Annotated in this window: 10 protein-coding genes, 2 tRNA genes and 1 rRNA gene; 9 read left to right on the forward strand and 4 right to left on the reverse strand. The window is 61.3% G+C overall.

Features of this window, described 5'->3' with window-relative positions:
- Position 1: 1 nt before the first annotated feature.
- A complete protein-coding gene (locus tag FIU91_RS00260; RefSeq protein ID WP_152460964.1) occupies positions 2-562 on the forward strand; it encodes a DUF3833 family protein in 561 nt (186 codons plus the stop codon).
- The gene (locus tag FIU91_RS00265; protein WP_152460965.1) at positions 559-1293 is read left to right on the forward strand and encodes an SDR family oxidoreductase; all 735 of its coding nucleotides are present in this window, start codon (positions 559-561) and stop codon (positions 1291-1293) included. Before FIU91_RS00260 ends, FIU91_RS00265 begins: the two co-directional genes overlap by 4 nt.
- Here FIU91_RS00265 and FIU91_RS00270 read toward each other — a convergent pair whose 3' ends face one another.
- From FIU91_RS00270 to pyrF, 3 genes are all read right to left on the reverse strand, one after another.
- Positions 1294-2547: a DNA polymerase IV gene (locus tag FIU91_RS00270; RefSeq protein WP_152460966.1), complete on the reverse strand. Its 1254-nt coding sequence runs from the start codon at positions 2545-2547 to the stop codon at positions 1294-1296.
- Between the two features lie 174 nt (positions 2548-2721).
- On the reverse strand, positions 2722-3033 hold the full coding sequence (locus FIU91_RS00275) for a hypothetical protein (protein ID WP_152460967.1): 312 nt from the start codon (positions 3031-3033) through the stop codon (positions 2722-2724).
- Positions 3034-3103: 70 nt separating this feature from the next.
- On the reverse strand, positions 3104-3793 hold the full coding sequence (gene pyrF / locus FIU91_RS00280; RefSeq protein ID WP_152460968.1) for an orotidine-5'-phosphate decarboxylase: 690 nt from the start codon (positions 3791-3793) through the stop codon (positions 3104-3106).
- Between the two features lie 114 nt (positions 3794-3907).
- Between pyrF and FIU91_RS00285 the strand changes: the two genes are divergently transcribed.
- Both FIU91_RS00285 and clpB read left to right on the forward strand, forming a co-directional pair.
- Positions 3908-5752, forward strand: coding sequence for a hypothetical protein (locus FIU91_RS00285; protein WP_152460969.1), 1845 nt, complete (start codon positions 3908-3910; stop codon positions 5750-5752).
- Positions 5753-5922: 170 nt separating this feature from the next.
- Complete coding sequence (gene clpB / locus FIU91_RS00290; RefSeq protein WP_152460970.1) at positions 5923-8538, forward strand: ATP-dependent chaperone ClpB; 2616 nt, start codon at positions 5923-5925, stop codon at positions 8536-8538.
- A gap of 487 nt (positions 8539-9025) precedes the next feature.
- Here clpB and FIU91_RS00295 read toward each other — a convergent pair whose 3' ends face one another.
- The gene (locus FIU91_RS00295; protein ID WP_093009229.1) at positions 9026-9514 is read right to left on the reverse strand and encodes a fasciclin domain-containing protein; all 489 of its coding nucleotides are present in this window, start codon (positions 9512-9514) and stop codon (positions 9026-9028) included.
- A 295-nt stretch (positions 9515-9809) separates the two neighbouring features.
- Between FIU91_RS00295 and msrP the strand changes: the two genes are divergently transcribed.
- The 5 genes from msrP (at position 9810) to FIU91_RS00320 (ending at position 13860) form a co-directional block, all read left to right on the forward strand.
- On the forward strand, positions 9810-10721 hold the full coding sequence (gene msrP / locus FIU91_RS00300) for a protein-methionine-sulfoxide reductase catalytic subunit MsrP (RefSeq protein WP_152460971.1): 912 nt from the start codon (positions 9810-9812) through the stop codon (positions 10719-10721).
- A complete protein-coding gene (gene msrQ / locus FIU91_RS00305) occupies positions 10721-11338 on the forward strand; it encodes a protein-methionine-sulfoxide reductase heme-binding subunit MsrQ (protein ID WP_093009231.1) in 618 nt (205 codons plus the stop codon). The genes msrP and msrQ overlap by 1 nt, the downstream gene beginning before the upstream one ends.
- A gap of 591 nt (positions 11339-11929) precedes the next feature.
- Positions 11930-13391: ribosomal RNA gene (locus tag FIU91_RS00310) — 16S ribosomal RNA — on the forward strand.
- A 140-nt stretch (positions 13392-13531) separates the two neighbouring features.
- Positions 13532-13607: transfer RNA gene (locus FIU91_RS00315), tRNA-Ala, on the forward strand.
- 176 nt (positions 13608-13783) lie between these two features.
- Positions 13784-13860: transfer RNA gene (locus FIU91_RS00320), tRNA-Ile, on the forward strand.
- Positions 13861-14226 lie beyond the last annotated feature (366 nt).

Genomic DNA, 14226 nt, shown 5'->3' on the forward strand with positions numbered 1-14226 from the left:
CATGGCGGCACTGTCCTTCATCATCGGCGCGTTCGTCGCGCTCATGGCAGTATGGTTTGTTCGGCGCAGGATCGGTTTCCTCGGTCAGCGTCCGGAACATTACGCAGAAGGTGGACCCACCTTCGATCTGACCCGGCACCTGAGCGGAGAGATGTTCTGCGACGGTGTCATATACGGCCCGTCAGGCCGGGTGGTGTCGCGGTTCGCGGCGGACTTCAACATCGTCTGGAACGGCGCGAAGGCGATCATGTCGGAGCATTTCCGCTACGACAGCGGGGAGACGCAGGACCGCGCCTGGCATCTTGAGCTCCGCGAGGATGGACGGTTCACCGCCAATGCGGACGATCTCATCGGTGAGGGCAGCGGCGTGCAATCGGGCCCTACGGTGTGCCTGTCTTATCGGATCAAATTGCCGCCCGATGCGGGCGGTCACGTGCTTGATGTGGTCGATTGGATGTATCTCACGCCCGACGGAACCATCATCAATCGCAGCCAGTTTCGGAAATACGGTTTTAAGGTCGCCGAGCTCGTGGCGACGATGCGTCGGAAGGAGCCTGCATGATGGAATGGACCGGAAAACGGTATTGGATCGTCGGCGCGAGCGCCGGTCTTGGCTCCGCGATCGCAGAACAGCTGAGCCGCGTCGGCACCGAGGTCGTTCTTTCGGCCAGAAGCACCGACAAGCTCGAGGAATTGAGCCAGCGCCTCGACGGGCGCACGAAGATCGTGCCGCTCGATGTGACGGATGACGAATCCTGCGCGAAGGCCGTCGAGGAGGTTGGCGATGTCGATGGCGTCATCTTCTGCGCCGGTGTCTACTGGCCGTTTGGTGCAGACGAGTGGAACGCAGAGCAGGCCGTCGCGATGGCGGAGGTCAATTACGTCGGTGCGGTCCGGTTTCTCGGACATGTCGTCCCGCGCATGATCGAGCGCGATCACGGCCATGTCGCGCTCGTCGGCTCATTGACAGGGTATCGCGGTTTGCCGGGCTCCTTTGCCTACACGTCCTCGAAAGCGGGTGTCATGTCGCTGGCCGAATGCCTCTACGCGGATTTGCACAAGACGAACGTGAAGGTGCAGCTTCTCAGCCCCGGTTTCGTCAAGACGAGGCTCACTGAAAAGAACGATTTCAAGATGCCGCAGATCATGGAGCCGAAGGACGCGGCGCGGATCGTGTTCGAGCATCTGAACTCGGACAACTTCGCACGGGCTTTCCCCAACCCCTTCGCCTGGGTGTTCAAGGTCGGACAGATTCTGCCCGAGGGCCTTTATTACCGGCTCTTCGCGCGCTGATCAGCGCAACGCACGCCCCTTGAGAATGGCGTCTGGACCGAACCGCGCGCGGATGCGATCCGTGGCGCGTTCGGCCTCGCTGCGTTTTGCGGCATCGGGATCGAGAAGGTCGGGTGTCCGATCGGCTACCTCTGCGCTGCAGAGGTCGGACAGACCGACGCCCAACAGCCGGTAGGCCCGCGCGCCTTCGACGTTATCGAACAAAGCGCGGGCTTCGCGATAGATCCGGTCCGCGATCTGTGTCGCGTCACGCAACGCATGCCGCCGCGTGATGAGCGAGAAATCGGCGCGCTTGAGCTTCAACACGACGACACGCCCCGCCAGATCCTTGGCCTTGGCGCGGTCGGCCACCTTTTCCGCCATACGCCAGAGATGTCCGTCGAGGAGGTCGGGATCGGCGGTGTCCTCGTGGAACGTGGTCTCATTGGAGATCGACTTCACGGGATTCCGGGCCGAGATGCGTCTCGCGTCCTCTCCGCGCGCGAGATGGAAAAGCCGCGTGCCCATCGATCCGAATCGGGCCGTCAGATCCCGCTCGTCCCATCGCAAGAGATCCTCGAAGGTGCGTATGCCGGCGCGATCCAGCGCCTCCTGCGTCGCGGTGCCGACGCCCCAGATCAGACGGACGGGCTTCGGCCTGAGAAAAGCTTGCGTCTCCGCCTTGCCGATCACCGCGAAGCCGAACGGCTTGTCGAGATCGGACGCGACCTTGGCGAGAAACTTGTTGTGGCTGAGCCCGATCGAGCCGGTGATGCCAAGCTCGTCCCGCATCCGCCGAACGAGCCGCGCGAGCATCACCGCGGGCGGGGCGCCGTGCAGTCGCGCGGTGCCGGTCAGATCGAGGAACGCCTCGTCGAGCGAAAGGGGTTCGACCGCAGGCGTCAGCTCTTCCATCATCGCGCGGATCCGCTGGCTGATCTCTGCATAGAGCTGCATCCGTGGTTTGATGACGATTGCGTCGGGGCAGAGGTCGAGCGCCTTGAACATCGGCATGGCGGATCGCACCCCCTTGATCCGCGCGACGTAGCAGGCGGTCGAGACGACCCCGCGGCGCCCACCGCCGATGATGACGGGCTTGTCCGCCAGCTCCGGATTGTCGCGCTTTTCGACGGAGGCGTAGAAGGCGTCGCAATCCATATGCGCGATGGAAAGATCGCGCAGCTCCGCATGAGCCACAACCCGGCGCGAGCGGCAGGACGGGCAGCGTGGCCCCGCGTCGAACTCGGTCAGGCAATCGCGGCAGAGGGCGGGCATTTCAGGAGCTTCGGGCTGTATGGATCCCTGCGAAGATGAGCGATCCTTCGCGCCGCTTCAATGGCTCGTGCGGCAGACAAAGAAGAGCCGGAGCCGGGGGAAGGGCCGGCTCCGGCAGGGGGAGGTCAAGGGACAGGGAAAAGACCTCCAAGGGAACAAGATCGAAACTCGCGGTCAGGCCGCTTTGTTCCATGCATTTCCGATAAATCTTTTGGCCGAAGTGAACAGGCTCGCGACTTCGCTCCCGTCGCTGCCGTCACCCATCGGGTGCGCCACGTGGCTCCGTAGTTCGCTGCCGTTTCGCATCTTCCGTGTTGCATCGGCGACAAGGCCCTGGCGGACCAACTGCTCCGGCGCGTCGAGCGGCGCCTCGAAACTGGCAGGCAGTCTAATCTGGCCGGTCTGCGTGTCGCAGGTTGCAAGCGCTTCGAAGGATTGGGAGGCGGCGTTGTAGGTCACGTCGCCCAATTCTGGAATCTGTGTCATGTCGTCTGCCTCGTTGCTGTTCTTGCCACAATAACGAGGAAAACCTGTGGATAGTTCCAGAAAGCCCTTGTCAGGCAATCTCTTGCAAGATGTCAGCGGCGGCGCCCCGAGGATTTGAGGCCTGCCAGATCGGACGGCCGACCACGATATGGTCGGCTCCGTCGGCGATGGCTCGAGTCGGTGTCGCGATTCGTTTCTGGTCGCCATGCGCTGCGCCGTCGGGCCGGACGCCTGGCGTCACGATGAGACGTCCGGCGGACTCTCCGAGCCCACGGATGCGCGCGGCCTCCTGCGGGGACGCGATGACGCCATCGGCCCCTGCCTCGAACGCGCGGCCCGCCCGTTCTTCGACGAGATCTGACATATCGCCGCTCTGCATCATGCACTCATCGAGATCGCCCCGGTCCAGCGAGGTCAGGATGGTCACGGCGAGGATCTTCGTCCTGGTGCCTGACGCGCCTTCCATCGCCGCGCGAACTACGTGCGGATCGCCATGCACGGTCAGGAAGTCGATGTCGAACTGCGCGAGGCCGCGTACGGCATTCTCGACGGTCTGGCCGATATCGAACAGCTTCATGTCAAGGAAGATGCGCTTGCCGTGCTCCTGCTTCAGCTCGTTGGCAAGGGCCAATCCGCCGCCTGTCAGCATCCCGAGGCCGATTTTGTAGAAGCCGACAGCATCGCCAAGCGTTTCGGCCAGTTTCAGCCCAGAGAGCGCATCCGGCACATCGAGCGCAACGATTAGACGGTCATCCGACATGACAAGGAACCTCTCTGGACTAAGTTATGCCCGGTTAAAGGGGATCGGGAACGGAATCCACCCGGCTTCGTTCCATTCATTAGGTCACAACAATTCGTTATTGGGAGTGTGAGGATGGCTGACGACAAGTCTGCAGGGAAGACCGACACCGGTCCGGCAGAGAACAAGCCCAAGGGAACACCTGCGAAGAAACCGATGAGCGTCGCACCGATCACCATCGGCGCGGGTGTCGTTGTCGCCGCTGGTATCGCGTTGACGCTCGGCCTGACCCAGGGCGGCGGCGAAGAAACGGCAAGCGCTGACGAAATGCAGATGGCCTCCGCCGACATGAGCGGCGAAGGCGACACGAGCGGCGGCGCGGCCGAAGGGAGCTCCGAGGGCGAGGCGTCTGGCGAAGCCGCATCCGCCGAAGGTGCCGGGACCGATAGCGGCGGGTCCGCCGATGCATCTGGCGAGGACACTGCATCCGCCGAAAGCGATGGCGCTTCGGAATCCGAAGATGACGCGGCGAGTGCCGAGGGCGATGCAGCAAGCACCGAAGGTGATGCGGCAGGCTCCGACGCGGAAGGCTCCGACAGCGCGGCAGCATCCACGGAAGGCGAAACGTCCTCCGAGAGCGATACGAGCGCCGAAGGCTCCGAAGACGCCAGTGCGTCGGACGGCTCCGAGACCGCAACCGCATCTGCCGACAGCGAGAGCTCCAGTGAGAGCGGTGCAGCTTCTGAAGACGCGACCGGTTCTGAGACTGAAACCGCAGCTTCCGAGGGCGATGCCTCCGGTGAGGCCGCGGAAGGCTCTGAAAGTAGCGAGGGCGGCAGCGACTCTGACGGATCTGACGCAGCAGCAGCGTCCGACAGCTCTGGTGAAGAAACTGCATCCGAAGAGAACGCATCCGACGCGAGCAGCGCGGACGGCTCCGATGCCGCGGCAGCCGAAGGCAGCTCTGAGACCGGCTCGTCCAACGAGAGCACGTCTGAGGCCGACAGCTCCGAAGCTTCGGAGACTGAGGCGGCATCTGCCGATAGCGGCTCCTCCGAGGAAACTGCCTCGTCTGACGAGGGGAGTTCTTCCGAGGAAACCGCGTCCGAGGGTGACGCGGCCCAAAGCGCGGAGAGCGGCGGTGACACCGAAGCTTCGGGCACTGAGATGGCGGCGGCCAACAGCCAGTCTTCCAGCGAAGAGAGCGGAAGCTCCGAAGGTTCGGACTCCGAGGCCGCATCCTCCGAAGGTGACACCTCCGGCGAAAGCGAGACTGCCTCGGAAGGCAGCGAGAGTTCCGAAAGCAGCAGCGACGAAGCTGAAGGCTCAGGTACTGAAACCGCATCCGCCGAAGGCGCAGCGTCGGGGCAAAGCGACTCGGGCAGCGAAGGTGGCGAAAGCACCGAAGGCCAGTCTTCCGAAGGCGATGCGTCGAGTGAAAGCGCTTCGGACGGTGGTGAAGGCTCCGAGACCGAGACCGCTTCCGCCGAAGGTCAAAGCTCGGGCGAAGGTGAAGCGGCTTCTTCCGAAGGCGAGACGTCGGACAGCGAAGGCTCGAGCGACGAGGCTGCCTCGGAAGAGACTGCAAGCGGCTCTGAGGATGAGTCCCAGCAGGGGTCCGAGACGGCCTCCGCCGAGGGCGATTCCGAAGGTCAGAGCTCTGACGGCTCCTCTGAGGAGAGCTCGGAGACCGGCAACGCGATGGCAGCCGACCTCAGCGACGAAGACCTTCAGGAGCTGACCGAAACCGCGACGCAAGCGGCACAGGCCGCCCGGTCCGCGCAAGCCGCCGCGGAAGACGCGCGCGCAGCAGCCGCGGATATCCAGGCCGCTGCCGATCAGGCCGCGCAAGCCGCAGAGCAAGCTGCGAATGCGGCAGCCGAAGCGTTCGAGCGGCTGCGCCAAGCCAGCGAGTCCATCGGCCAAGGCGGCAGCGGATCGTCGGAAGGCGGCTCCGGCTCGTCGGATAGCAGCAACTGATCGCTGCCCCTGCAAAGCTTGAAGGGCGTCTCTTCGGAGGCGCCCTTTTTTGCGTGTTGCATTCTTGCACCAACCGAAGCCGACCCCATCTATCTCTTGAGGCTCCGAAAAATTGATGTGCCGCATGACGGGCATCGCAACAGTCGGAGCGCTTTACCAAGGAGAGACCCATGAACCTAGAGAAGTTCACGGAACGTGCGCGCGGCTTCATTCAGGCCGCACAGACCATCGCGATGCGGGAAAGCCATCAGCGCATCGCACCCGAGCATCTGCTGAAAGCCTTGCTCGACGACGACCAGGGACTGGCGTCCAATCTCATTTCCCGCGCCGGCGGCGCTCCGGACCGCGTCCGGCAAGCGCTTGATCTTGCGCTCGGCAAGGTGCCGAAAGTTTCGGGTGATGCGGGCCAGACTTACCTCGACGCCGCGACTGGCCGGGTTCTTGCCGAAGCCGAGAAGCTCGCCAAGAAGGCTGGCGACAGCTTCGTGCCGGTCGAGCGGATGCTGACCGCGCTCGCGATGGTGAAAAGCCCTGCGAAAGAAGCATTGGACGCGGGTGCGGTGAACGCGCAGAACCTCAATGCCGCGATCAACGACATCCGCAAGGGCCGGACCGCTGACAGCGCCAATGCCGAAGAAGGCTATGATGCGCTTAAGAAATATGCGCTCGACCTCACCGCGCGGGCCGAGGAAGGCAAGATCGATCCGATCATCGGTCGCGACGAGGAAATTCGCCGCGCGATGCAGGTTCTGAGCCGCCGCACCAAGAACAACCCGGTACTCATCGGTGAGCCCGGCGTCGGCAAGACCGCGATCGCCGAGGGCCTCGCCCTGCGGATCGTCGATGGTGACGTCCCCGAAAGCTTGCGGAACAAGCGTCTCATGGCGCTCGACATGGGCGCGCTTATCGCTGGCGCGAAATATCGCGGAGAGTTCGAGGAACGTCTGAAGGCCATCCTGAAAGAGATCGAGGCCGCGGCCGGAGAGATCATCCTCTTCATCGACGAGATGCACACGCTGGTCGGCGCCGGCAAAGCCGATGGCGCGATGGATGCCTCGAACCTGCTGAAGCCTGCTCTGGCGCGGGGTGAGCTGCATTGTGTTGGTGCGACCACGCTCGACGAGTACCGCAAGCATGTCGAGAAGGACGCGGCCCTTGCCCGGCGGTTCCAGCCGCTCATGGTGAATGAACCTACGGTCGAGGATACGATCTCCATCCTCCGTGGCATCAAGGAGAAATATGAGCTGCACCACGGCGTGCGGATCTCGGACTCCGCACTCGTTTCGGCTGCGCAGCTTTCGCACCGCTACATCACCGACCGTTTCCTGCCCGACAAGGCGATCGATCTGATGGACGAAGCCGCCTCGCGGCTGCGAATGGCGGTCGATTCCAAGCCAGAGGAGCTCGACGCGCTCGACCGGCAGATCCTGCAGATGCAGATCGAACAGGAGGCGCTTCGGAAAGAGGACGATGCCGCGTCGAAGGATCGGTTGACCAAACTCGAGAAGGATCTCGCCGAGCTGCAGGAACGCGCCTCCGAGATGACTGCCAAGTGGCAAGCCGAACGCGACAAGCTCAGCAAGTCACGCGAGCTCAAGGAGCAGCTCGACCGGGCGCGCGCCGATCTCGAGATCGCCAAGCGCAACGGCGATCTCGCAAAGGCGGGTGAGCTCAGCTACGGCGTGATCCCGGGTCTCGAGAAAGAGCTGAACCAGGCCGAGGATGCCGGAGAGGACGTGATGGTCGAAGAGGCCGTCCGCCCCGAGCAGATTGCCCAGGTCGTCGAGCGCTGGACGGGTATCCCGACCTCCAGGATGCTGGAAGGGGAGCGCGAAAAGCTGCTGCGGATGGAAGACGGTCTGCACAAGCGGGTCATCGGACAGGATCAGGCTGTCCGTGCCGTGGCGAATGCCGTGCGGCGCGCCCGTGCGGGTCTGAACGACGAGAACCGCCCCTTGGGATCGTTCCTGTTCCTCGGGCCGACCGGCGTCGGCAAGACCGAACTGACCAAGGCTGTTGCCGAGTTCCTCTTCGATGATGATGGCGCGATGGTGCGAATCGACATGTCGGAGTTCATGGAGAAGCACGCGGTGGCCCGGCTCATTGGCGCGCCTCCGGGGTATGTGGGCTACGACGAGGGCGGCGTTCTGACCGAGGCAGTCCGGCGCAAGCCTTACCAGGTCGTGCTCTTCGACGAGGTGGAGAAGGCGCATCCGGACGTGTTCAACGTGCTTCTGCAGGTTCTCGACGATGGTGTGCTGACCGATGGTCAGGGCCGCACCGTCGACTTCAAGCAGACGCTCATCGTACTGACGTCGAACCTTGGCAGTCAGGCGCTCAGCCAGTTGCCGGAAGGCGCTGATAGCGGCAAGGCGAAGCAGGATGTGATGGACGCGGTGCGTGCGCATTTCCGTCCTGAATTCCTCAACCGGCTCGACGAGACCATCATCTTCGATCGCCTGAAGCGCGAGGACATGGGTGGCATCGTGGAGATCCAGCTGGTGCGCCTCCTGAACCGCCTTGCGAGCCGCAAGGTCACGCTCGAGCTGGACGATGCCGCGAAGGATTGGCTGGCCGACGAAGGCTATGATCCGGTGTTCGGTGCGCGGCCACTCAAGAGGGTGATCCAACGCGCTCTTCAGGATCCATTGGCCGAGATGATCCTCGCGGGCGACGTGACCGATGGCAGCGTCCTGCCGGTCTCGGCGAGTGCGGATGGACTGGTGATCGGGGACAAGGTGGCGTCGTCGAATCGCCCGCGCCCGGACGATGCCGTCGTGCACTGAGACGGATGCAAGGCAGCCCAAGCGGTAATTGACCGCAAACGCACCCGCGAAAGTTCATTTCGCGGGTGCGCTTCATTTATATTTTGAGCAGATGGCCAAACGCGACTGAACAAAGGTCGTTTTGTCACGCGAACGTCGATCATTCGATGTATGTTAAGCAAATTCGCAATAGCCGATTTGCACTACGGCTGCACAGTGAGGGGTTGCTGTGGCAAAACGTATTTTCAAATGCTCGTATTGTTCTCACCGACTCCGGTTCGGTGCGACGGAATGCTCAATCTGCGGAAGCGGAACGCCAATACTAAACCGCTCTTGGGCTCACGTACTGACGGGAACCATGCTCGTCTCGGCGATGGCATTGTTGCTTCTTTCTTTAAGGTGAAAATGCATTGTCGGCTTGGCGCGATACCTTCATGTCCGTCTCGCGGACGCATGAACGTTGCGCCGAACGGATCGGGGCGGCTTGGGGCCGCCCCGACGCCTGAACTCACTCGGACGGCATCAGCACCGAGTCAATGACATGGATCACGCCGTTCGATGCCTCGATGTCGGCGCTGGTGACGGTCGCGTCGTTCACCATGACGGTGTCGCCGTCGATGGAGACGGTCACTGTGCTGCCTTCGACGGTTTCTGCTTCCATGCCGTCGGACAGATCACCGGACATCACGGCACCCGAGACAACATGGTAGGTGAGGATCGAAGTCAGCTGATCCTGGTTCTCTTCCATGAGCAGCTCGTCCACGGTGCCTTCCGGCAGCGCCTCGAAGGCTTCGTCGGTCGGCGCGAAGACGGTGTAGGGGCCTTCTCCGGTCAGCGTCTCGACAAGACCCGCTGCCTCGGCTGCGGCGAGGAGCGTGGTGAAGTTGCCCGCATCCTGCGCGGTTTCAACAATGTTCATCTCGTCCTGAGCGAACGCGGCGGTGCCGAGCGACGTGGTAGCAGCCAACGTCAATGCGAGGTAAGTTCTGCGGAACATCAAACTCTCCTATTTTGGTGTCCGATGCAGGATCTGCATCTGGCTGACCTACGTAGCCGGACACGAAAAAGATCACCTCACGGGGCGGAGAGACGGCGGGGATCCGCGCTTGACGGAAGGGCCCGGCTCGCTAAGCCACGGCCTATTTGGTTTTCCAATGAACTCATCGTTACCCTGCGTCACTCTGGACGCGGCAAACGCGAAAGATTTCACCGAAACCACGGCAAGTTGAGCCAGCCGTGCTTGGCGTTCAAGCCGGGCCGCGCGTAGCATCGGCGAAACTTCCGGAGGTTTCATGGCGCATCGCTGGACGAACACTTTCACACGGGCCGACGCAACACCCGAGCCGATTTTCCTCAATCGCCGGCAGATCATCGCGGCCCTGGCTGCCGGCTCGGTCGCGGGGGGTCTTTTCCCCACGCGGGCGCGCGCGCAAGCGGAAGGTCTCGAGCCGAACGACTGGGAGGAGATCACCCAGTACAACAATTACTACGAATTCGGCACCGGCAAGGACGACCCGGCGCGGCTCGCCGGTCAGCTGACGACGTCGCCTTGGGCGATCGAGATCGATGGCATGGTCGAGCGTCCCGGCACCTACGACTTCGAAGATATCCTGTCCGAGATGACCATCGAGGAGCGCATCTACCGCTTCCGCTGCGTGGAGGCCTGGTCGATGGTCGTGCCTTGGAACGGCTTCGAACTGGCTGATCTTCTGGACATGGCTGGCGTTCAGGACGGCGCAAGGTACGTGGCATTCGAGACGCTGCTGCGTCCCGAAGAGATGCCGGGCGTTTCGCGCCCGGTTCTCGAATGGCCGTATGTGGAGGGTCTGCGGCTCGACGAGGCGCGCCATCCGCTCACCATTATGGCGACCGGCATATATGGGCGGGACATTCCGAACCAGAATGGCGCACCGATCCGGCTGGTCGTGCCGTGGAAATACGGGTTCAAGTCGATCAAGAGCATCGTGCGGATCACGCTCACGGACAGCGAGCCGCCGACGAGCTGGAACAAGGCCAATCCGCGCGAATACGGCTTCTATTCGAACGTGAACCCGAACGTGGATCATCCTCGCTGGTCACAGGCCACCGAGCGCGAGATCGGCGGCGGGCTCTTCAGCCCGCGCAAACCGACGCTCATGTTCAACGGTTACGAAGACGAGGTCGCCGCGCTCTATGAAGGCATGGATCTGTCGGTGAACTTCTGATGGCGTGGCGCGACAGGGTAAATGGCTGGGCTCGGCGCATTCCGACCTGGGCCGTCTACCTTGTCTACGCGTTGCCCGCGCCCTGGTTCTTCTATCTCGGGCTGACCGGCGGACTTGGCGTCGAGCCCATAGAAGCGCTGGAGCATGAATACGGCGAGATCGCGCTGCAGCTTCTGATCATCGGTCTCTGCATCACACCTCTGCGGCGTCATGCAGGTCTGAACTTCATGAAGTTCCGGCGCGCCTTCGGCCTGCTCGCCTTCTTCTACGTGGTGCTGCACCTGAGCGTGTGGGCGATCCTCGATGTGCAGGCGCTTTCGGCCGTCTGGGCCGATATCGTGAAGCGCCCCTATATCACCGTGGGCATGGCGGGCTTCCTTTTGCTCCTGCCGCTCGCGCTCACATCGAACGCTTTATCCGTCCGCAGGCTCGGCCCGCGTTGGCGCAAACTGCATCGGCTCGTCTATCCGGCGGTGCTGCTCGGTGCGATTCACTTCGTGATGCTCCGCAAGGGTCTGCAGATCGAACCGCTGATCTACCTTTTGGTGGTCGTCGCACTGCTCGCTTTGCGACTCGAAGTGCGTTCGATTCCCGGATTTGCGCGCTCACGCGGCTGAACTTGCGCTCTTCCGCTGGCTTGCCCTGTTAGCGCGGCGAGTACCGCGAAAGATCCTTGCGATCGGACGTAGGGTCCGCGACAGAATTTTCCCACAACTTACTGAAAACTAGACTGAAACCGGAAATCTGAAGAAAAATTGGATTTTCTCGTATTTTCTTCTTGCGGGTTTGGAGAGGTATCCGTAGATAGCGCTTCACCGGCGGCGCTGAGGCGCGGTTGGGGCGCCAGACGGGGCGGCGGCGAGGGCCTGAGGGTTCGAGCGGATCGCAGACGAGGCGGATAACATCTGAGGCATTGCTGGGCGGGCGCGTCGTAGGAATAGGGCGCACTGGTCTGGTTTTTGTCTCTGGCTCTTTGACATTATTGGTATCTGAAGAGATATGCGGGCGGTTTGGTCGATCAACTCGACAGACGTCCAGGCATATCGGCCTTCTAGGGTTTCGGCCCGATGATGAAGGTGTCAGCTTCACTGTTTGAGCGGCTTCGTTTCTTTTGGAGACGTAAGCACGTGAGAACAGATGGCCTTTCACTTTTAGTCGAGTGGAAGGATGTGCTTGGGTTCGAACGTCAAGAACACCTTAGGGTGTTTCAACTTGAGAGTTTGATCCTGGCTCAGAACGAACGCTGGCGGCAGGCTTAACACATGCAAGTCGAGCGAAGCCTTCGGGCTTAGCGGCGGACGGGTGAGTAACGCGTGGGAACGTGCCCTTCTGTGCGGAATAGTCCCTGGAAACGGGGTTTAATACCGCATACGCCCTTTGGGGGAAAGATTTATCGCAGAAGGATCGGCCCGCGTCTGATTAGGTAGTTGGTGGGGTAATGGCCTACCAAGCCGACGATCAGTAGCTGGTTTTAGAGGATGATCAGCCACACTGGGACTGAGACACGGCCCAGACTCCTACGGGAGGCAGCAGTGGGGAATCTTAGACAATGGGCGCAAGCCTGATCTAGCCATGCCGCGTGAGTGATGAAGGTCTTAGGATCGTAAAGCTCTTTCGCTGGGGAAGATAATGACGGTACCCAGTAAAGAAACCCCGGCTAACTCCGTGCCAGCAGCCGCGGTAATACGGAGGGGGTTAGCGTTGTTCGGAATTACTGGGCGTAAAGCGCACGTAGGCGGATCGGAAAGTTGGGGGTGAAATCCCGGGGCTCAACCTCGGAACTGCCTTCAAAACTATCGGTCTAGAGTTCGAGAGAGGTGAGTGGAATTGCGAGTGTAGAGGTGAAATTCGTAGATATTCGCAGGAACACCAGTGGCGAAGGCGGCTCACTGGCTCGATACTGACGCTGAGGTGCGAAAGTGTGGGGAGCAAACAGGATTAGATACCCTGGTAGTCCACACCGTAAACGATGAATGCCAGTCGTCGGGCAGCATGCTGTTCGGTGACACACCTAACGGATTAAGCATTCCGCCTGGGGAGTACGGTCGCAAGATTAAAACTCAAAGGAATTGACGGGGGCCCGCACAAGCGGTGGAGCATGTGGTTTAATTCGAAGCAACGCGCAGAACCTTACCAACCCTTGACATCCTGTGCTACATCGGGAGACCGATGGTTCCCTTCGGGGACGCAGTGACAGGTGCTGCATGGCTGTCGTCAGCTCGTGTCGTGAGATGTTCGGTTAAGTCCGGCAACGAGCGCAACCCACATCCTTAGTTGCCAGCAGTTCGGCTGGGCACTCTAGGGAAACTGCCCGTGATAAGCGGGAGGAAGGTGTGGATGACGTCAAGTCCTCATGGCCCTTACGGGTTGGGCTACACACGTGCTACAATGGTGGTGACAGTGGGTTAATCCCCAAAAGCCATCTCAGTTCGGATTGTCCTCTGCAACTCGAGGGCATGAAGTCGGAATCGCTAGTAATCGCGTAACAGCATGACGCGGTGAATACGTTCCCGGGCCTTGTACACACCGCCCGTCACACCATGGGAGTTGGTTTTACCTGACGACGGTGCGCTAACCTTCGGGAGGCAGCCGGCCACGGTAAGATCAGCGACTGGGGTGAAGTCGTAACAAGGTAGCCGTAGGGGAACCTGCGGCTGGATCACCTCCTTTCTAAGGATGACCTGGCAGATCGTCACGACGATCTCGAGGGTCACTTAGCAGTCCTTCATGGACATATAAGACCGAACCGTCCTCATATCTCTTCAGAACGCTGGGTCCTGCACGGATCGCCGTGCGGGGTTCCATAGCACGGGGCCTTAGCTCAGCTGGGAGAGCGCCTGATTTGCATTCAGGAGGTCAGGAGTTCGATCCTCCTAGGCTCCACCACGGCTTCTTGCGCAGCAAGGATGCCGAGTGCGCGGCAGGGCATTGCGAAGCAATGTCCCGAGAGCGTCACCCGGTAGCCATTCAGGCGCATCGGCCCCGCTGGACAGCCCTTTCGGCAGCTTTTGCTAGCAAAAGCGCCTGTCGGGCGACGCCGATTTTGCAAAGCAAAATCAGCTGGGTCGGTAGCTCAGGTGGTTAGAGCGCACGCCTGATAAGCGTGAGGTCGGAGGTTCAAGTCCTCCTCGACCCACCACTTCCTCCTGACGGGGGATTTGGTCCCAGAACTCGTCCCGATTAGATCGATCAGCCGTTTGCGAACGTCTGTTCCGTCCAATCGGACGCCTCAATGACATCGTTAAGAGAGATACAATCAACATTGCTTGGTTGCCATAAGTGTTTGGCGACCTCAGTTGGTCTCACCTCGAGTGAGCGGTATGCGCCGGGTCTAGCCGACCTTGTTCATATACCCCTTCTGAAACGAGCAATCGTTGTCCAAGTCAAGTACACTAACCACTCACTGTCTTTGCATAGAGGCAGTGAGACAAGTGCTTTATTGCGACGAAACCTTTGGTCTTGAGCGGCAATCGTCCTCAAGTAGCCGAAGGCGGTAGGACACAAT

Origin of the sequence: Roseivivax sp. THAF30, assembly GCF_009363575.1 — a bacterium.
In the GTDB taxonomy this organism is placed as follows: Bacteria; Pseudomonadota; Alphaproteobacteria; order Rhodobacterales; family Rhodobacteraceae; genus Roseivivax; species Roseivivax halotolerans.

Bases quoted from the DNA above. Each gene is read 5' to 3' on its own strand.
- FIU91_RS00260 (WP_152460964.1), top strand. From the start codon at position 2: ATGGCGGCACTGTCCTTCATCATCGGCGCGTTCGTCGCGCTCATGGCA.
- FIU91_RS00265 (WP_152460965.1), top strand. From the start codon at position 559: ATGATGGAATGGACCGGAAAACGGTATTGGATCGTCGGCGCGAGCGCC.
- FIU91_RS00270 (WP_152460966.1), bottom strand. From the start codon at position 2,547: ATGCCCGCCCTCTGCCGCGATTGCCTGACCGAGTTCGACGCGGGGCCA.
- FIU91_RS00275 (WP_152460967.1), bottom strand. From the start codon at position 3,033: ATGACACAGATTCCAGAATTGGGCGACGTGACCTACAACGCCGCCTCC.
- pyrF (WP_152460968.1), bottom strand. From the start codon at position 3,793: ATGTCGGATGACCGTCTAATCGTTGCGCTCGATGTGCCGGATGCGCTC.
- FIU91_RS00285 (WP_152460969.1), top strand. From the start codon at position 3,908: ATGGCTGACGACAAGTCTGCAGGGAAGACCGACACCGGTCCGGCAGAG.
- clpB (WP_152460970.1), top strand. From the start codon at position 5,923: ATGAACCTAGAGAAGTTCACGGAACGTGCGCGCGGCTTCATTCAGGCC.
- FIU91_RS00295 (WP_093009229.1), bottom strand. From the start codon at position 9,514: ATGTTCCGCAGAACTTACCTCGCATTGACGTTGGCTGCTACCACGTCG.
- msrP (WP_152460971.1), top strand. From the start codon at position 9,810: ATGGCGCATCGCTGGACGAACACTTTCACACGGGCCGACGCAACACCC.
- msrQ (WP_093009231.1), top strand. From the start codon at position 10,721: ATGGCGTGGCGCGACAGGGTAAATGGCTGGGCTCGGCGCATTCCGACC.